Source organism: Ruegeria sp. HKCCA4633, from assembly GCF_013034605.1.
Taxonomy (GTDB): Bacteria; Pseudomonadota; Alphaproteobacteria; order Rhodobacterales; family Rhodobacteraceae; genus Ruegeria.
The window spans coordinates 1-17,592 of sequence record NZ_WQGJ01000014.1; the positions used below are offsets into that span (position 1 = coordinate 1).

18 protein-coding genes are annotated in these 17,592 nt (G+C 55.0%); 14 read left to right on the plus strand and 4 right to left on the minus strand.

All coding sequences use genetic code 11. The features are described from left to right. The first annotated feature begins 770 nt into the window (after positions 1-770). The 4 genes from GOV85_RS20535 to GOV85_RS20550 are packed head-to-tail and all read left to right on the plus strand — an operon-like array spanning position 771 to position 2,869. Complete coding sequence (locus GOV85_RS20535) at positions 771-1,202, plus strand: cytochrome c (protein WP_170787093.1); 432 nt, start codon at positions 771-773, stop codon at positions 1,200-1,202. A 10-nt stretch (positions 1,203-1,212) separates the two neighbouring features. Continuing rightward, positions 1,213-1,554 (plus strand): copper resistance CopC family protein, encoded by a 342-nt coding sequence (locus tag GOV85_RS20540; RefSeq protein WP_171181708.1) that lies wholly within the window; start codon positions 1,213-1,215, stop codon positions 1,552-1,554. Positions 1,555-1,556: 2 nt separating this feature from the next. Continuing rightward, the gene (locus GOV85_RS20545) at positions 1,557-2,423 is read left to right on the plus strand and encodes a copper resistance D family protein (RefSeq protein ID WP_171181710.1); all 867 of its coding nucleotides are present in this window, start codon (positions 1,557-1,559) and stop codon (positions 2,421-2,423) included. Between the two features lie 11 nt (positions 2,424-2,434). Then, the gene (locus GOV85_RS20550; protein WP_171181712.1) at positions 2,435-2,869 is read left to right on the plus strand and encodes a c-type cytochrome; all 435 of its coding nucleotides are present in this window, start codon (positions 2,435-2,437) and stop codon (positions 2,867-2,869) included. 143 nt (positions 2,870-3,012) lie between these two features. On the opposite strand, the gene GOV85_RS20555 is transcribed toward GOV85_RS20550, so the two are convergent. The 4 genes from GOV85_RS20555 to GOV85_RS20570 all read right to left on the minus strand — a co-directional run bounded on the left by GOV85_RS20555 (position 3,013) and on the right by GOV85_RS20570 (position 6,495). Next, positions 3,013-3,627 carry a transmembrane anchor protein gene (locus tag GOV85_RS20555; RefSeq protein WP_171181714.1) on the minus strand — a complete coding sequence of 205 codons (615 nt, stop codon included), beginning with the start codon at positions 3,625-3,627 and terminating at the stop codon, positions 3,013-3,015. Between the two features lie 12 nt (positions 3,628-3,639). Next, complete coding sequence (locus GOV85_RS20560) at positions 3,640-4,293, minus strand: HupE/UreJ family protein (protein WP_254443007.1); 654 nt, start codon at positions 4,291-4,293, stop codon at positions 3,640-3,642. A gap of 123 nt (positions 4,294-4,416) precedes the next feature. Further along, positions 4,417-4,638: a hypothetical protein gene (locus tag GOV85_RS21655; RefSeq protein WP_254443006.1), complete on the minus strand. Its 222-nt coding sequence runs from the start codon at positions 4,636-4,638 to the stop codon at positions 4,417-4,419. A gap of 612 nt (positions 4,639-5,250) precedes the next feature. Then, positions 5,251-6,495 (minus strand): adenylate cyclase, encoded by a 1,245-nt coding sequence (locus tag GOV85_RS20570; RefSeq protein ID WP_171181720.1) that lies wholly within the window; start codon positions 6,493-6,495, stop codon positions 5,251-5,253. Positions 6,496-6,730: 235 nt separating this feature from the next. On the opposite strand from GOV85_RS20570, the gene GOV85_RS20575 reads away from it, so the two are divergent. The 10 genes from GOV85_RS20575 (at position 6,731) to GOV85_RS20620 (ending at position 17,342) form a co-directional block, all read left to right on the plus strand. Next, a complete protein-coding gene (locus GOV85_RS20575) occupies positions 6,731-6,973 on the plus strand; it encodes a hypothetical protein (RefSeq protein WP_171181722.1) in 243 nt (80 codons plus the stop codon). Between the two features lie 36 nt (positions 6,974-7,009). After that, complete coding sequence (locus tag GOV85_RS20580) at positions 7,010-8,638, plus strand: sulfatase-like hydrolase/transferase (protein ID WP_253285875.1); 1,629 nt, start codon at positions 7,010-7,012, stop codon at positions 8,636-8,638. Positions 8,639-8,704: 66 nt separating this feature from the next. Further along, positions 8,705-9,451 carry a hypothetical protein gene (locus GOV85_RS20585; RefSeq protein ID WP_171181726.1) on the plus strand — a complete coding sequence of 249 codons (747 nt, stop codon included), beginning with the start codon at positions 8,705-8,707 and terminating at the stop codon, positions 9,449-9,451. Between the two features lie 349 nt (positions 9,452-9,800). Beyond that, positions 9,801-10,826, plus strand: a complete 1,026-nt coding sequence (locus GOV85_RS20590) for a LacI family DNA-binding transcriptional regulator (RefSeq protein WP_171181728.1) — start codon at positions 9,801-9,803, stop codon at positions 10,824-10,826. 94 nt (positions 10,827-10,920) lie between these two features. Continuing rightward, positions 10,921-12,225: a sugar ABC transporter substrate-binding protein gene (locus GOV85_RS20595; RefSeq protein ID WP_171181730.1), complete on the plus strand. Its 1,305-nt coding sequence runs from the start codon at positions 10,921-10,923 to the stop codon at positions 12,223-12,225. Positions 12,226-12,337: 112 nt separating this feature from the next. After that, positions 12,338-13,204: a carbohydrate ABC transporter permease gene (locus GOV85_RS20600; RefSeq protein WP_171181732.1), complete on the plus strand. Its 867-nt coding sequence runs from the start codon at positions 12,338-12,340 to the stop codon at positions 13,202-13,204. 12 nt (positions 13,205-13,216) lie between these two features. Beyond that, positions 13,217-14,047 (plus strand): carbohydrate ABC transporter permease, encoded by an 831-nt coding sequence (locus GOV85_RS20605; protein WP_170614620.1) that lies wholly within the window; start codon positions 13,217-13,219, stop codon positions 14,045-14,047. Between the two features lie 12 nt (positions 14,048-14,059). Further along, a complete protein-coding gene (locus GOV85_RS20610; RefSeq protein ID WP_171181734.1) occupies positions 14,060-15,064 on the plus strand; it encodes an ABC transporter ATP-binding protein in 1,005 nt (334 codons plus the stop codon). Then, on the plus strand, positions 15,061-15,834 hold the full coding sequence (locus tag GOV85_RS20615; protein WP_171181736.1) for an L-iditol 2-dehydrogenase: 774 nt from the start codon (positions 15,061-15,063) through the stop codon (positions 15,832-15,834). Before GOV85_RS20610 ends, GOV85_RS20615 begins: the two co-directional genes overlap by 4 nt. After that, positions 15,834-17,342 carry a mannitol dehydrogenase family protein gene (locus GOV85_RS20620; protein WP_171181739.1) on the plus strand — a complete coding sequence of 503 codons (1,509 nt, stop codon included), beginning with the start codon at positions 15,834-15,836 and terminating at the stop codon, positions 17,340-17,342. Before GOV85_RS20615 ends, GOV85_RS20620 begins: the two co-directional genes overlap by 1 nt. The last annotated feature ends 250 nt before the right edge of the window (positions 17,343-17,592 follow it).

A 17,592-nucleotide genomic window follows, 5' to 3' on the forward strand; every position in this document is an offset into this window, starting at 1 on the left:
ACTTTTGGACGCCGATTACCCTAATACAGGGGTCAATTTTGCATGCCGGTTCACATTCGGCGGCGTTTCCCCTAGGCTCCACCAAAACCTAAAAATACAACTAGATAGCAAGCATTAGAGCGGTGTGACACAAAATGAAGCTGCATGCGTATCTCTCACTGTACAGACACTGCATTTATAACTTCCGTCGGCCACTGTCCTATACGACACCACCCCCCCCCGCACGAGACCAAGCACCACACCTAGAACCGTTAGGATGAAGTGTATGGCGTTGTCATGGACGCTCCTGTGCAGTAGCGTCCAGCACCATGGTCATCCGGCGATACCCATTTGTGCTTTTGGTTAGCTTTCTGGTCATCCTGACCGGCATAGCTGGCGTTGCTCACGCGGTATCAAATGGTTGCATTGGCATTCATTGTGAAGAACATGCGCAAACTGCGAAACACTCTGTATCAGCAATGAGCAGCGGTGACATCTCGGTTCCAAGTCATCATCATGACCCAGAGAGTTCTGGAACCGGAGAATGTAATCCCTTTATCTGCCAAGTAGTGGTATTGCTCGTCGAGAACGGTGAACCCGCTCAAGGTCAACGTGATATTGACCTAGAGCTCCAGGATAGTGCCCAAGCCAAGCTGAATGAACCAGATAGCCCATACAGGCCCCCTGACCTTTGAAGCAGCGTAAATCCTTGCGGACGCAAGCGACAAGCCCGTGCGGCTGTTCGCGATGTTTCGCAGCACTAACAGCTTCCAAAATGTCAGGACCAATCTATGAAAAAAAGATACTTAACAATAGGCCTATGCACCGTCGCTGCTGTCGCCGCTTTCACAACTCTTCGGCCCGGTTCAATCGAAGAGGCCGCACCACAGGAACCACTTGAAGGCGATGCTATGGTCGCAATTCAGATGCCGCCCATCGAGGGTAACGCTGAAATCGGCCAGCGTGTCTTTGAGGTCTCCTGCGCCTCTTGCCATGGTGTCAATGCGGTCGGTGTGGAAGGCGCAGGACCGCCTCTGATCCACAAGATCTACGAACCCAGCCACCACGCGGATGAAGCCTTTCAGAGGGCAGTTTCACAAGGTGTGAGAAGCCACCATTGGCAGTTTGGCGACATGCCGCCCGTGGAAGGTCTGACGCGAGGTGACGTTGCCATGGTGATCGCGTACATTCGTGAAATTCAACGTGCCAACGGGATAAATTGAGGACAGGACCATGAAAAAGTTCATAACACTCGCACTCATGGCTGCCCTTCCCAGCGGCGTACTCGCGCATTCCAAGATCGAAGAAACAACTCCTGCCGACGGAGCCACAATAACCACTGTGCCCGCTGAAATTGGCCTCAACTTCTCTAAGGATATCCGGTTGACACGGATACAGATGGCCCATGAAGAACACTCGGCCGTAAGCCTGGATTTGGGCGACCAGACAAATTTTGGTCAGGAGTTCACGATCCCACTGCCGAGCAATGGAACGGGCACCTATGTCATCGAATGGCGTGGTTTAGGTGAAGACGGCCATGCGATGCAGGGCAAGTTTTCCTTTACCGTGGAATGAGCATGCCAGACATTTGGGGTATTGCCTCGATCCTCGCAAAGCTAGGGCTCTACATCGGCTTTGCGGGGTCCACCGGGCTTGTGATTGTTAGTTACCTCTATTCCGGCTTTGTCGCACCGATTAGCCTCGGGATAAAACGCCAAGCTAGAGCCTTAGCGTGGCTTGCTCTCGCCGCAACGGTTGTTGGTTTCCTGCTTCGTGGAGCCGCCTTAACAGGCGGAGTTGACGGCATGGTCGATCCAGAAATGCTTGGTCTGCTTTGGCAGACATCCGTGGGAGACGCCTTTGTCTACCGCCTTATCGGCGCAGTGTTGATCCTTGTGGGGCTGTCTGTTCCTCGCTTTGGTCAATGGATCGCACTGTTGGGTGGCACAGTGGCTTTGTGGTCCTTTGCACAGATCGGGCACGTACCCGAGCTAGAGAGTGTCGGCGTCCAGCTCTTGCTGCTATTGCACCTGCTATGTGTAGCCTTCTGGGTGGGCATATTTAGCCCGCTGCGGAGTTTGGCTCTCATGCCTGAACATCTGACAGATGCTGCTGGACTGGGGCACAGGTTTGGACAAGCTGCTGTATTGATTGTTCCGACTTTGATCGTGGCAGGTCTCTGGATGGCTTGGTTGCTTGTTGGCAATCTCCAAGGGCTCTTGTTCACTGGCTACGGGCAGGCACTGTTGTTCAAAGTGTTGCTGGTGGGGCTTTTGTTGATACTCGCCGCAGCGAACAAGCTCCGATTTGTTCCGTCCATGCAAAGCGGAGATGCTAAAGCAGCGCGACACCTCGCCCGATCTATCGAGGTGGAGGCAATAGTCGTATTAGTGGTTTTGGCGACAACAGCCACACTCACGAGCGTACTAACGCTTCCGAGCTAAGGTAGGCAGAGATGAAAAAACACCTTTCCGCACTTGCTATATGCTGCATTGGTACCAGCGTCGCTGCAGACCATGAGTTGTTAGATAGAGACCTTGCGAATGGGCAGGAACTCTATGCAGAGCACTGCGCCTCATGCCATGGAGTTAATCTGGAAGGCCAACCCAACTGGCAGACACCCGACGATGACGGAGTGTTGCCTGCTCCACCACATGACGTGACAGGGCACACATGGCACCATGATAATCAGCTGCTGTTCGAGTATACCAAACTAGGTGGGGCAGACGCGTTGGCAGCACGCGGTGTTAAAGACTTTAACAGTGGCATGCCCGGCTTTGAAAGCACCCTGACTGACGAAGACATATGGGACGTGCTGGCCTACATACGTTCCACTTGGCCTGACGATGTTCAACAGATGCAGGCTAGTCGCAACCTGCCGCACCAATAGAAGACATTATTCCAGAGTGGGTTTGGGTACTGGCCGCAGAAGGCGTCTCGGGTAGTGAACTAATCGGCATACACCAATTACTTGAGAACTCGAACTGGAGTTTTGATGCCGCGCACCACTGTTTTGATGCGCGGCTTGCGACATTACTCGCTCCGAACGATGTCCGAGTAAGCACCATTTGGGTTGAGTGTGACGGTTACCGCCTCATCGTCCCTGTTTCGCCAGAACCAGCCGTGATCACCGGCGAAGGGGGTTTCAAAACTGCCCTCGCCTTCGTTTTGACCGCGCCCCTTCTCGTAGGTCACGTTTTGGTCGCCCGCATGCGCGTGGAGGTCGAAGTTGATACGACCACCTTCAGCCGCCCACGCGTAAAAGAGGGTCGCGCCCTCTTCCATAGTTGCCTTAATCTCGGTGAACTCGCCAGGTTCGAGCGTGAACGTGATTGTATCCTGCCACGCCTCCTGAGCAAGTGCTGTGCCAACGAACAGACCGAATACGTTATCCCATAAGCTTGACGACTGATCGGCCCCATGAAGCTGTTGGTCTTGTTCGGCTTCATCCGCCAGGTCCTGTTTGATTTCACCCATCTCAGTCAGGCCAAGCACGCGCCCTGCACCCGTTGGGTCGATCCCGTATTCCGCAGGCAGCACAACAGCGACCAGTATTGCCACGGCGCTGACAGCCGCGATGATGGTGGACCGAAGGAGTTGGGCTGAGCTTGGTAACTCTTCGAGGCTCGGTTTCTTTGCGTTAAACATTTGTGGGGTTCCTTATGCGGCCACAAAATAGCCGGTGAGTTGGTATCCCATCAGCACAAAGCCGATGGTCATCATGACGACATTGACGGTGTAGGCTTGTTCGAAAAACTTGGCGCTCTTTCGCCAGTACCCCATGACGATGAGGGTGGCAGCCAATGCCAGAAGTTGCCCGATCTCGACGCCAACGTTGAACGCCAGGAGGTTGGGCAGAAGCCCGTCTGGTGCGATCTGGTAGTCGAGTATCTTCGTGGCCAAGCCGGTGCCGTGAAACAGGCCGAAGATGAAAGTCGCCGCCTTGGTGTTGGGCTGAAAGCCGAACCAACGTTGATAGGCCCCTAGGTTGTCGAGTGCCTTGTAGACAACGGACAACCCAATGATGGCATCCACAATGTATGAACTGATGCCCCAGCCAAACCAGACGCCTGCAAGCATCGTGATGGAATGCCCCACTGCAAAGAGGCTCACGTAGACTGCAACGTCTTTCGACCGATAGAGGAAGAAGACGACGCCAAGGAGGAACAGGATATGGTCGTAGCCCGTCACCATATGTTTGGCGCCGAGGTACATGAAGGGGATGATGTGCACGCCCCAGATTTCTTGGATGTAGCCAGCATCGCCGGGCGTAACATCATGCGCCAAAGCTGCGCTGGTCGATAGCAGCAACATGGATAGGACGAAGAACGCGAGACGCTTAGAATTGCGTCTGACGCCTTCAATGAAGGTTCTCATGGAGTAACTCCGCTTAGTATTTAGATTGATCGGTGATGCGCATGAACTGCGCAGTGCCGATCAAGCGCGCGGAGGTCGGTCTATTCTGAACTTACGGGTGGGGCCGTTGGCCGAAGCTAGCCGCCGCCACGCCTCGCCTATGTGCAATTCAGGAGCAGTGCTGGGACCACTGGAGAGAAACGCCTGGTTGTGGTCATGATCGGCCACATCGTGGCTAAGACCGTGCATCGCCCAAAAGAGGTCTTCTTCAAACCCATGTGAGTGGCCATGATCTTCGACCATTTCCAGATGATCTTGGATTGTCTCAAAAATCGCCGGTGCGTGCGAGAATGATGGCGTTACGGACCAAACGACCAACGCGAGACAGAGGACAGCTAGGCCAGCCCTCAAAAAGTGTTGGTATGCCCGTTTCATTGCATGTGCCCGCCTGTCAGTCACGACTTTCTCGCCGCCGTCGAAGTTATGTTTTGTCTACAATAGTGCTCGCCTCATGGTCAATTGCGTCTAACTACCCTGCGCAATGTGCAGCAGGGGTGACTGCGATACTGCGCGACTATAGTTTCGATAGCATCAACTTCTCCTCGATCAACAGAACACTATAAATCACTGTTGGGAGCAATAGACGACCACATGCTGCATACTACTGTGGAAGGGAACAGGGTGTTGACCAACTGATAGAGCAAACAAAAAACCAGACCCATAGATGCACTGACAAACAAACATTTGTACACACTTCGGTGTGGCACACTGTAAACCAACACACCACAATAGTGTTTACTATCAGTGCATTAGGCGTTCGGCGGCATTTCCCTAGGCTCCATCAAGACTTTCACGTGACCACACACCCCTCGCCGAAGCCATCAGGTTTCATTGCCACTGCTGAAGTGCGCAACTTTAGCGCGAGTTGCCTGGTCGCCAATTGGCCTGTCTCATAGCCTCACCAAGGTCTTTCCCATATTTTGGGTCCGCGAACAGCTTTTGAAACAGCGCGTCCACGCGACTGTCGGGCCACTCACGTGACAGTTTTTCTGACAGGGCCTGCGCTTTGCTTTCGTTGCCTAACATCTGATAAGACGCCATCAGGTAAGCAACAGACACAGGTCCGACAGGGCCGCCATTTTCGGTTGCTTGTTCAAAGGCTGATACAGCGCCTTCGTAGTCCTTCAAATGAAACTTGGCCGACCCCATTGCGTTTTGAAACACATATCCACGCTCGAGGTCGAATTTCGACCGCGCGTCCTCACTGATCACAATGACTTCTTCAAACGAACCCGAGTACAGCATTATCAGTGACACAAACTCCAATACATGAACGTCATTGGGCGCCAAACGCTGTGCTCTTTGGGCAGCCTCCATGGCCTCTGGCCAGTTATTTTTGGCGAATTCGACCCAAGCTTTTGCGGATTGGCTCCAACCCGTTTCCGGGGCCAACTCGACGGCCCTATTGGCTCGCGTGTCTGCGTAGCTCAACATGCTACTGGCCAGATCGGGATCCGGTGTCAGCACAGCAATCGTCGCCGCAACCTGCGCGGCGCCCGCATGGCCGCCAAAATAGCTTTCGTCGTTCTCGATCGCCCCTTTGAATATGGTCAAGGCCGCGTCAAGTCGCGCGGGTTCCAGGGCCGGAAAGATCAGGTCCCGACCAGTATTGGCCAGATTTACAGCCTGAAGGCGCATTGGAGAGGCATCAAAAATGGCGCTGCGCTCATCTCGGCTCAGGCCGTCGACTGGCAAATCGGTTGCGCTGTCCTGCCATGTCGAAGCCAACCAAAAAGCAATCACACAACAGCCCAGTAAGAAAACCCCAGCGATCCCTGCACCTGGCTTTACCCATGCAGTCGCCTTGGTTTCAAACTTTGGGGTCTCAGGCAGAGCCGCCTCACCCAACCTTTTCGAGATCAGCGGGGCGTATCCGCCCTTTGGCAGGTCGAACACCGTTTTCTCGTCGCGCCCATCTGTGGCGTAGTATTCGGCAAGCTTGCGGCGCAAGCGACCAGCATCCACCCGCACCACGTTTTCGCGGCGCGGCATCTCGGACATTGATCCGCCATAGACATCCATCGCAATCGTTTTGGCCCGAATGTCGTCGGCCCGACCGTTCAGAGATTCCTCGACCACATACACAAGAAAGTCCTGCAATCTCTGTGATCCCTCGAAGGTCGAAGACCTCACAAGCCGCTGAAGCGCGGCCTGAACATCCTCGGCACTAGGGTTTTTCCCCTCATTCACCACTGCTGATGATCCTCGGATAACACAATTTTTTCAAAAAGTTACACCCCTCGTTATACCGTATTATGCCCCGATAAACCTATTGAAAGAAGTGAATTTGTTGTTCGATCGAGAAAACGTCTTACCCATCAAACGTGCCGCCCAAATGAAAAGCAACGCCATTGAGACATTGTTTCCCAAGAACAAGGCCGCAATCGCGGACTTACGCCGTAGGGATCCTGTATTCGACGAGATTTGCAGGGACTACCAGCTTCTGAGTGAAGAATACCTCTCGATAAACGCTGAGCCGGGAAGTGAATCCGACCGGTTCGCCTGCGATATCCGTGAAACCCTGAATGGGCTTCGAGATGAAATTGCCCAATCGCTGCGGCGCGCGGGGAAGATGTAATTCAAACACGGGGAAGGGATACCAATGAGGTCAGTATTGATACACACCGCGGCCATGGTGCTGACGGCAGGCACGAGCTTTGCTCAGGATGCGCCTATCATTCGTGACGGAGAATTTGAATATCTTCGCGCACAGTTTGGAGAGCAATGGGATGCTCAGGATACAGAAATTGAAGCAAAGCTTGCCGAGATCCGAGACGCCAATGGCGGCAAGCCACCCAATATCCTCTACATTCTGATAGACGATGTCAGCTTTGGTCAGATGGGCAACCGGACGATGAACTACGTCACCGGCTTTGACACGCCCAACATCAACGACTTTGCCACGCAAGGCATGTCTTTGATGAGAATGTATACCGAGCCCTCCTGCACACCGACACGAACGGCCATGCTGACCGGTCGCCATCCGGTACGTGCCGGTGTGGAGGAGGTCAAAGTAGCGTTGGTTGGCGAAGGTCTTTCAGCCGAGGAGGTCACGATTGCCGAAATCCTGAAGGAAGAAGGCTATAACACAGCGCATGTCGGGAAGTGGCATCAGGGCGATATAGAACAGGCCTACCCGCACAATCAGGGTTTTGATTGGGCGGCCTTCCCCTTGCATCAACAGGTTCAGCTCAGCCTGATGACACGGGACGCCATGGTTGCAAACAACATGCTTGGCTTCCATCCGTCGGGTCAGTCGAACCAATTCCAGCTGGACGAGCGGTTCAAACCCTACGGCCTGGTAACCGGCGTGGAAGCGGAAGCTGGCGGTCTGGCGCGCGAAGTCGACATGGCGCCGGGCGAAGAGTGGACTCAGGCTAAATACGAGGAAATGAACCTGCGCTATCAGCGGCAAGCACTGGAGCAGCTTGAGCGGCTCGCAGCACAGGACAACCCGTTTTTCATGCAGTATTGGCCGCTCTATCCACTGAACTTTGCCTATCCCGATCAAGCCGTATCCCGCAATGGAGGCTTCCATGCCGACAAGTTGCAAGTTCTGGACGGCTGGATCGGGGATGTGCTGACCAAACTTGATGAAACCGGCAAAGCAGACAACACCATTGTCGTGATCATGGCTGACAATGGCTTGATGTATCACTACGAAGGAGCGTCCGGCCTGAACCAACTGATTTATCGCGGCGGCAAGACACAGCATCTTGAAGGCGGCGTGCGCACAGATACGTTCATCCGGTGGCCCGCCGCGATTGAGCCGGGCAGCGCAGCAGGTGACATCGTGCATGTCTCGGATCTGTTTACAACCTTTGCCCGTATCGCAGGCGCAACGGACCACATTCCGCGCGACCGCGTGATTGACGGTATTGACCAGACGGCGCTGTTGCTTGAGGGCGAAGGCAATTCGCGCCGCGACTTTGTTTATGTTTACGAAGGGCCCGTCTTACGCTCGGTGGTCAAGCAAGAGTTCAAGATGCATCTTCCAGCCCCTGGACAGCCCGGCGCTGCGGCACCCGTTTTCAATGTCTATCGCGACCCACGTGAAGAACATCCGCTTGTCGGGTACTCGCTTTGGTCCGGGGCGTCCTTCCAGGACATGGTCAAGCGCCACCAGAAAACCATCGCAAAGCACCCCCATCTGCCACTCGGAAAAGGTGTGCCTTATGAAGGCATAGAAAACCTTCGCCCTGAAAGCGAACTGACCCGAGACGTTTTCTCTAGCTGGCAATGACGAATTCAGACGGCGGTACCAAACCGCCGCCGTCTAATTACCCGCACCCATTCCGTCAGGTGAACTATGTCACGAATTTCCCTTTGCTCTGCTTTCCTGACCTCAGCGCAGCTTATGGTGGGTGCTGCCGCCGAAGCCGAAGAAAATGCTTCAAATCCACTGGCTGCAGTGAACAACACCGACATTCGCTATCAGTATTTCGATCTCGAAGGGGATGTCGACCGTCAGGATGCTTTCATCGACGGTGCATACATGTTGCGCCCCAATCTGAAACTGAAATATGAGCTTCACTACAACTCGACGAACGCGACCGGCACGCGGTTCAGTGGATTTGAAAAGACCAATTTCAAGCTGATCTATTTCCCCTCACAGCAGCCCCTGAATGACACCTGGAGCGTCAAATCCGCGCTTGGTTTGGAGTGGATACTTGATTTTGGCGAGCCGAACGAAGGCATCGGAACCGGATCGGATCAGATTGCACCATTTGGCGGGTTCGCCTTCGCAAATGCGAACACCGGATTGACTTTGATCCCTTTGGTCCAACACTTCGCTTCCTATAACGGTCCGACCGATATCAGCCAAACAGCGATGCGCCTGATTGCGCTTCAGTCGTTTGGTGATGGGTATTGGATCAAAGCGGATATCAAAGCGCCATACGATTGGGAGAATGACGCCTGGCCCGCCACTGCAGAATTCCAGATCGGTAAGAACTTCAGCCCCAGAGTTGCTCTCTATGCTGATATTCTGATCGGCATCGGTGCAGACCGCCCCTATGACCAAGGTGCCGGAATTGGGCTGAGATTCAACTACTAGCCTTCGCGACTGAAATGGGTCGCCCCAATACTCCATTCCCGGTCAACTTTCGCCGTAGGAATTGCCACGGTTTTGTAACGCCTGCGGAGTCTTACCTGCGCTCACATTCAAATATTGTTACTTTAGCGTCGACCATGACTATACCCAGAGCGCCGGAGCATTTGCCCGTGACCTAGCCCATCGTGGCCCTGTTTTAGCATCAAGAGTTTTCTAAAGTGAGTTTGTGAAGCCCGCGCCCCGCCCAAACAAAGATGTGGAAATTGTCTGGCTATTGATTTTCTTGGCGCGCGCAAAGAATATGTAAAAACATGATAAGATTAAGGCGGCTGAGTTCCGCAGGCAGACTGGCATGACCAAAATTAAGAACATGGAAGAATTCGCGGCCCTAAGCGGGATATCGCGGCCTACAGTTTCAAAGTATTTCCATGATCCCGATAGCGTTCGCCCAACAACACGGGCGCGCATAGAGGAGGCGCTGGAACGGTTTGACTACCGCCCGAACATCTATGCAGTGAACCAAAACCGGAAGCTTACAAAGAATATTGGCATCGTCGTGCCCTATCTGGCCGATCCGTTCTTTGCCGAAATCGCGCGCTATCTGGAACAATCCTGCATTGCAGCCGGCTATCGCCCATCCCTGTTCAGCTCACATGGCGAACAAAAGCTCGAGAACGAGATCCTGGATGGGCTGCAATCCTTGAAACCCGCAGGAGTGCTTTTGGCACCTTTGGGGCGTACCTCGGACAGATCTACTATCGAAAAGTTCTGTGCCAATGTGCCGACAATCCTGTTCGACAGTAACCTTGATGGCCTGGGGGCAGCCTTTGTCGGTTCGGATAACTTTAGCTTTGTGTCGCAGACCGTGGAGTACATGACAAGGACAGGTGAGCCACCTTCCTTTTTTGAAATGCGCACGCCCGCAAACCCAAACGCGAATAAACGACGTAAGGCCTATGTCGACGTGATGGAGCGGTTGGGCTTCGAGCCACATATCATTAAAGTCGATGGCACAGGCTGGGCCTTTGAAGAGATCGGCCACCGAGGCGCATTGAAAGTCCTGCAAGAGCGCGGGCTGAAGACAGATTCTGTTTTGTGCAGCAACGACCGGTTGGCCATCGGCTTTCTGGCAGCCTGTTTCGAACAAGGGATTCGGGTTGGTCGGAAAGAAGATTGTTCGCTTCGTGTCGCCTCAAACGATGACCACCCATTCGCAAAGTTTACCTGTCCCTCTTTGACGACAGCTGCGCATGACTACGATAATGTAGCCGGCCGAAGCGTCGAAACTTTGTTCGAACTCATTGAAAGTGGTGGGAAATTCTCAACGCGCACTGAAACCTTGTTCCCCGCGCGACTTGTCTTGAGGGATTCTGCATAATTTAACTTTTTAACGCGCGTAAAGTTTTTATTGACGGCGCGACAACTTACACTCTAGGCTCTCTGTACGACATCCAAGCTCAGGGAGGACAGGGATGTATCTGAAGAACGCACTTCGTGCGGCGACTGCACTGACTTTCGTCGCAACGGCAGCGGCTCATGCACAATCCATCACGATCGCCACTGTGAACAACGGCGACATGATCCGGATGCAGGGCTATACCGACAAATTCACCGAAGCGACCGGCATTGATGTGGAATGGGTGACGCTGGAAGAAAACGTACTGCGCCAGCGCGTGACCACCGACATCACCACCAAAGGCGGTCAGTTCGATATCATGACCATCGGCATGTATGAGACGCCGATCTGGGGCGCAAATGGCTGGCTGGTGCCGCTGGACGGCATGTCAGACGAGTATGACGTTGACGACATCCTGCCTGCTATGGCTGGCGGTCTGAGCCACGATGGAACGCTTTACGCGGCACCTTTCTACGGCGAAAGTTCGATGATCATGTACCGAACCGATCTGATGGAGAAGGCCGGCATGGAAATGCCCGAGGCACCGACCTGGCAGTTTATCCGGGAAGCCGCGGCTGCGATGACGGACCGCGACAACGACATCAACGGCATTTGCCTGCGCGGCAAGGCCGGATGGGGTGAAGGTGGTGCCTTCATTACCGTCACCGGAAACTCATTTGGTGCGCGTTGGTTCGACGAGGACTGGAAACCCCAGTTCGATCAACCCGAATGGAAAGAAGCGCTTACATTCTTTGTCGATATGATGAGTGAATCGGGTCCGGCAGGCTATGCCACCAACGGGTTCAATGAAAACTTGTCCCTGTTCCAGCAAGGCAAGTGCGGGATGTGGATTGATGCCACTGTTGCGGCGTCTTTTGTGACCAACCCGGATGACTCGACCGTTGCAGACAAGGTCGGCTTCGCTCTGGCTCCTAACTCGGAAGGCGTAGACAAGCGCGCCAATTGGCTCTGGGCCTGGGCGTTGGCAATTCCGGCCGGCACACAGCAAGAGGATGCGGCGAAACAGTTCATCGAATGGGCAACTTCGAAAGACTACATCGAATTGGTGGCCGAAAACGAAGGCTGGGCCAATGTACCACCCGGTGCGCGGACCTCGCTCTATGAGAACCCGAACTACAAGGAAGTTCCCTTTGCGAACATGACCTTGGAGTCGATCCTGATGGCCGACCCGCAAAACTGCTGCGCACAACCAACGCCTTACACAGGCATTCAGTTCGTCGCGATCCCAGAATTTGCAGGCATCGCCACGCAGGTGAGCCAGGAGTTCTCGGCGGTCTATGCCGGACAGCAAACGGTGGAAGAAGCGCTTGAAAAAGCTCAGGCCTTTACTGCCGAAGAAATGGAAGCCGCAGGCTACTGAGGCCCCAGCTGAAGCGGGCGGGCAGCCCCCTGCCCCCCGCCACACCAGACCCTTCCCTAACCCGCGTTTATCTCGCAGGCTAAGCGACGCCTGAACAGAGAGGTCTTGCGTCATGGCTACCGAACATTCCCGATCCGTTGCTCGCCTTATGATGGCACCCGCAGTGGTCCTGCTGCTTGGCTGGATGCTCGTGCCGCTGACGATGACGCTGTACTTTTCTTTTAAAAAATACCTGCCCCTGCGTGGTGGTGACTTGGGCTGGGTTGGCTTCGACAACTATGTCCGATTTGTCTCCTCAAGCTCTTTCTGGCCAGCGGTGCAGGCGACATTGATGATCGTTGGCGGCGTTCTAGTCATAACGGTCGTGCTGGGTATCCTTCTGGCGATGCTCCTGGACCAGCCGATGTGGGGTCAGGGCGTTGTCCGCATCCTCGTGATCGCGCCCTTCTTCGTAATGCCGACCGTATCCGCGCTGGTCTGGAAGAACATGTTCATGGACCCGGTCAACGGCCTGCTGGCGCATCTGTGGCGTTTTTTCGGGGCCGAGCCGATCTCGTGGCTGTCCGAGGCGTCGATGACCTCGATCATCATGATCGTTTCGTGGCAATGGCTGCCTTTTGCAACGCTCATCCTGCTGACAGCGATCCAGTCGCTGGACAGTGAGCAGCTTGAAGCAGCGGAAATGGACGGCGCGCCGGTGCTGAAGCGCTTCTACCACATCATTCTGCCGCATCTGAGCCGCGCGATAACGATCGTGATCCTGATCCAGACCATCTTTCTTCTGTCAATCTTCGCCGAGATCTTCGTGACCACCGGCGGCGCATTCGGCACCCGTACACTCACCTACCTGATCTTCCAGCGCGTGCTGGAAAGCCAAAATGTCGGCCTTGGATCAGCCGGAGGTGTCTATGCCATCATCCTTGCCAATATCGTTGCGATCTTCCTGATGCGCATCGTCGGCAAGAACCTGGACGCGTGAGGAGGTAAGACCATGGCCCGCGCCGTCACAACCCGCCGCAAATCGCTGAACACTGCCCTTGCCTGGGCCGTCGGACTGCTGATCTTCTTCCCGATCCTCTGGACCATCCTGACCAGCTTCAAGACCGAGGCGCAGGCCATTGCCAGCCCACCGCTGTTTTTGAACTTCGACTGGACACTTGAGAACTATGCCATCGTGCAAGAACGATCGGACTATATGCGGTTCCTTTGGAATTCGGTCATCATTGCTGGTGGCTCGACCATTCTGGGTGTGATCATTGCCGTCCCCGCTGCATGGGCAATGGCCTTTGTGCCTTCAAAGCGTACCAAGGACATCCTGCTTTGGATGCTGTCCACCAAGATGCTGCCTGCGGTTGGGGTACTCTATCCCATCTACCTACTGTTCATCAGACTTGGCTTGCTGGACACGCGTGGAGGGTTGGTCGTGGTCCTGATGCTGATCAACCTGCCGATCATCGTCTGGATGCTGTATACCTATTTCCGCGAAATTCCCGGTGAGATTCTGGAAGCCGCACGGATGGACGGGGCGACGCTGAAAGAGGAAATCCTCTACGTCCTCACCCCAATGGCCATTCCCGGCATCGCCTCGACCGTGTTGTTGAACTTCATCCTGGCTTGGAACGAAGCGTTCTGGACGCTCAACCTGACGGCCGTCGACGCCGCCCCCCTGACCGCCTTCATCGCCAGTTATTCCAGCCCCGAGGGCTTGTTCTTTGCCAAGCTCAGCGCGGCCTCGACCATGGCGATTGCACCAATCCTGATCCTTGGCTGGTTCAGCCAGAAACAACTTGTACGCGGCCTGACCTTCGGCGCTGTGAAATAAGGAACACGACACATGGGACGTATTCAACTCAAGTCCGTGACCAAAAGCTTCGGCGACGTGCAGGTCATTCCACCGCTTGACCTGACCATTGAGGATGGCGAGTTCACCGTTTTCGTCGGCCCCTCGGGTTGCGGTAAGTCCACGCTATTGCGTCTGATCGCAGGGCTGGAGGATATCACCTCGGGCTCCATCGACATCGACGGTGCGGACGCCACTGATGTCCCACCCGCAAAACGAGGGTTGGCAATGGTGTTCCAGTCCTACGCTTTGTACCCACACATGACGGTACGCAAGAACATCGCCTTTCCTCTGCGTATGGCGAAACTGGATCAAGCCGAGATCGACAAGCGTGTCGAAGGCGCAGCCAGCGTCTTGAACCTGACCGACTACTTGGATCGACGCCCCGGGCAATTGTCCGGCGGTCAGCGGCAGCGTGTCGCCATCGGGCGTGCGATTGTCCGCGAGCCGGCCGCGTTTCTGTTCGATGAACCGCTTTCAAACCTCGACGCCGCGCTACGGGTTGGCATGCGGTTGGAGATCAGCGAGCTGCACGAGCGACTTGCGACCACCATGATCTACGTGACCCACGACCAAGTCGAGGCGATGACAATGGCCGACAAGATCGTCGTTCTACAAGCCGGTGTCATCGAGCAAGTTGGAAGCCCGCTAGAGCTGTACCGATCGCCCCGCAACCTGTTCGTGGCAGGTTTCATTGGCTCACCGAAGATGAACTTCATTGAAGGGCCCGAGGCCGCAAAACACGGCGCTCAAACCATCGGGATCAGACCAGAACATATTGGGGTTTCTGAAACCGAAGGGGACTGGTCCGGCGTTGTGAGCGTCTCGGAGCATCTCGGATCGGATACCTTTTTCCACGTGCACGAAACCGGTCTGGCAGAAACAATCACCGTCCGTGCAGATGGCGAGGTTGGATTTCGTCACGGAGATCGCATTCACCTGACCCCACGGACGGATATAATCCACCGGTTTGACGCGCAAGGTCTGCGGATCGAATGACACGTCTGGCAGGCAAAATCGCCCTGATCACCGGGGCCGCAAGGGGCATCGGGCTGGCCTTTGCCAAGGCCTATGTGGACGAGGGCGCACGTGTTGCCATCGCTGACATCGATTTTCAACGCGCGCAGGTCGCAGCCGCCGAATTTGGCGAGGATGCAATCGCAATCGAGATGGACGTGACCAAACAGCAGAGCATAGACGCGGCCGTCGCCAAATCAGCCTCCTGCCTTGGCCCCATCGACATCCTCATCAACAACGCGGCCATCTTCACGGCCGCACCAATCGTTGAGATCGAGCGCGCCGACTACACCCGTGTTTTCGACATCAACGTCGCTGGTGCATTGTTCACAATGCAATCGGTCGCGCGCCATATGATCGAACACGGCACCAAGGGCCGGATCATCAACATGGCGTCGCAGGCCGGGCGCAGAGGCGAGCCCTTGGTCGCGGTATACTGCGCCAGCAAAGCCGCGATCATATCTCTGACCCAATCTGCGGGGCTGAACCTGATCACTCATGGGATCAATGTGAACGCAATAGCTCCAGGCGTGGTTGACGGCGAGCACTGGGACGGAGTGGATGCTTTCTTTGCGAAATACGAAGGCAAAGCCCCCGGTCAAAAGAAACGCGAAGTGGCCGCATCTGTGCCGTATGGCCGAATGGGTTGCGCCGAAGACCTGACCGGCATGGCGGTGTTTTTGGCGTCGGACGATGCGAAATACATTGTCGCACAAACCTACAACGTCGATGGTGGGAACTGGATGAGCTGATGGACCCCGTGGCGAACGCAAAAACTCCGGTACGATTGCGGCGTGACAGGCTTGAAGACCTGCCCGTAACAGTCAGGACACCTGCATATGCCCCCTCGGATCTGACGCCGGGCATAGTGCATATCGGGTTGGGAAATTTTCACCGCGCGCATCAGGCCTGGTACATTCACCAGCTAATGCAGCAAGGTCAGGCCCGCAATTGGGCTATCATCGGCGCAGGTGTTCGAAGCTACGACGCCGAAATGCGAAGTAAGCTGCTGGAGCAGGATTGCCTGACAACGCTGATCGAGCTGAATCCGAACGGCGTATCCGCCGAGGTGATTGGTCCGATGATCGACTACCTGCCGATTGAGACGGGCAACACAGCGCTGACCGTCAAGATGGCAGACCCTTCCATCCGTATTGTGTCCTTAACTGTTACCGAAGGCGGGTACTATCTGGACGCCAATACCGGCGCTTTCGATACACATCACGAAGACATTCGTCATGACGCGGCCAACCCAAATCAACCACGCACAGTTTTCGGAGCCATGGTTGCAGCCCTCAGACAACGACGAATGAAAGGCATCACCCCCTTCACGGCGCTGAGTTGCGATAACCTTCAGGGCAACGGGACAATCCTGCGAAACTGCGTTGTAGGTTTGGCGCGGATGTCCGATCCTGATCTGGCCGACTGGATCGACCAAAATGGCGCGTTCCCAAACTCGATGGTCGACAGCATCGTGCCGGCGACGACGGAACAAGTAGTATCTCAATGCAGGGCACTTGGCATCGATGACCGCGCTCCGGTCTCGCACGAGAACTTTCGCCAGTGGGTGATCGAGGATGACTTTTGCGCAGGTCGGCCGCCATTGGAACAGGTCGGGGTGACGCTGACTCACAATGTTCACAGCTATGAGACGATGAAGCTGCGGATTTTGAACGGAGGACACCAACTGCTTGCAAATGTCGGGGAAATCTTGAACGTCCCGACGATTTCCGACTGTATGCAGGATCCGGACATCCAGGCGTTTTTCGGAAAGGTTCAATCCGAAGAAATTCTTCCTCATGTCGACGCCGTTCCCGGAACCACCGCGAAAGAGTATCTTGAGCTGGTCGAGACGCGATTTGCGAACACCGCGATTCACGATACGACGCGTAGGGTTGCGTTTGACGGATCGGCACGACACCCAGGGTTCCTGCTGCCGTCGCTGCGCGACGCATTGGCGTCTGGTTCTTCTGTGAACGGGCTGGCGCTGGCCGAAGCGTTTTGGTGCCGAATGTGTGCCGGTGTTCGGGAAGACGGCTCTGAAATCGTGCCCAATGACCCGCAATGGCAGAACCTGCAAAAAACCGCATTAGCGTCCCGATCTGACCCAGAGTGTTGGCTGCAACAAGCCCAGTACTATGGTGAGATTGGGCGCAATATACGTTTTGCCGATGCCTTTACGTCCACGGTGTCTGAGATATGGCAAAACGGTAGCCGAGCAGTCCTATCAGAATACGTCGCTGAAACCTCAATACCGTGAAGATCGCAAATTGAAAAAACGGTCAGCTCTGTAGGCAACTTGCTGCTTTTACAGCAGGAACCGAGGCATCGGTTCAGGTTTGGGTATCTTCCCAGGCAAATACTGTCGCAAGTATTTCTTTCATCATACTGCGGCCAAAGCGAAGCAGCCATCAATCCTCCGCGCAAATGAGGCCTGATGAAAGCCCGCCAAGTACTTTGGGACTTGTTTCCGCGCGCGTTCGCGTCAGTAGTTCTGAGCGTCAGCGTGA

What these genes read in the sequence shown, in the direction of transcription:
- GOV85_RS20535 (WP_170787093.1), top strand. Translation starts at nt 771, where the DNA reads ATGAAAAAAAGATACTTAACAATAGGCCTATGCACCGTCGCTGCTGTC.
- GOV85_RS20540 (WP_171181708.1), top strand. Translation starts at nt 1,213, where the DNA reads ATGAAAAAGTTCATAACACTCGCACTCATGGCTGCCCTTCCCAGCGGC.
- GOV85_RS20545 (WP_171181710.1), top strand. Translation starts at nt 1,557, where the DNA reads ATGCCAGACATTTGGGGTATTGCCTCGATCCTCGCAAAGCTAGGGCTC.
- GOV85_RS20550 (WP_171181712.1), top strand. Translation starts at nt 2,435, where the DNA reads ATGAAAAAACACCTTTCCGCACTTGCTATATGCTGCATTGGTACCAGC.
- GOV85_RS20555 (WP_171181714.1), bottom strand. Translation starts at nt 3,627, where the DNA reads ATGTTTAACGCAAAGAAACCGAGCCTCGAAGAGTTACCAAGCTCAGCC.
- GOV85_RS20560 (WP_254443007.1), bottom strand. Translation starts at nt 4,293, where the DNA reads ATGTTGCTGCTATCGACCAGCGCAGCTTTGGCGCATGATGTTACGCCC.
- GOV85_RS21655 (WP_254443006.1), bottom strand. Translation starts at nt 4,638, where the DNA reads ATGGTCGAAGATCATGGCCACTCACATGGGTTTGAAGAAGACCTCTTT.
- GOV85_RS20575 (WP_171181722.1), top strand. Translation starts at nt 6,731, where the DNA reads ATGAAAAGCAACGCCATTGAGACATTGTTTCCCAAGAACAAGGCCGCA.
- GOV85_RS20585 (WP_171181726.1), top strand. Translation starts at nt 8,705, where the DNA reads ATGTCACGAATTTCCCTTTGCTCTGCTTTCCTGACCTCAGCGCAGCTT.
- GOV85_RS20590 (WP_171181728.1), top strand. Translation starts at nt 9,801, where the DNA reads ATGACCAAAATTAAGAACATGGAAGAATTCGCGGCCCTAAGCGGGATA.
- GOV85_RS20595 (WP_171181730.1), top strand. Translation starts at nt 10,921, where the DNA reads ATGTATCTGAAGAACGCACTTCGTGCGGCGACTGCACTGACTTTCGTC.
- GOV85_RS20600 (WP_171181732.1), top strand. Translation starts at nt 12,338, where the DNA reads ATGGCTACCGAACATTCCCGATCCGTTGCTCGCCTTATGATGGCACCC.
- GOV85_RS20605 (WP_170614620.1), top strand. Translation starts at nt 13,217, where the DNA reads ATGGCCCGCGCCGTCACAACCCGCCGCAAATCGCTGAACACTGCCCTT.
- GOV85_RS20610 (WP_171181734.1), top strand. Translation starts at nt 14,060, where the DNA reads ATGGGACGTATTCAACTCAAGTCCGTGACCAAAAGCTTCGGCGACGTG.
- GOV85_RS20615 (WP_171181736.1), top strand. Translation starts at nt 15,061, where the DNA reads ATGACACGTCTGGCAGGCAAAATCGCCCTGATCACCGGGGCCGCAAGG.
- GOV85_RS20620 (WP_171181739.1), top strand. Translation starts at nt 15,834, where the DNA reads ATGGACCCCGTGGCGAACGCAAAAACTCCGGTACGATTGCGGCGTGAC.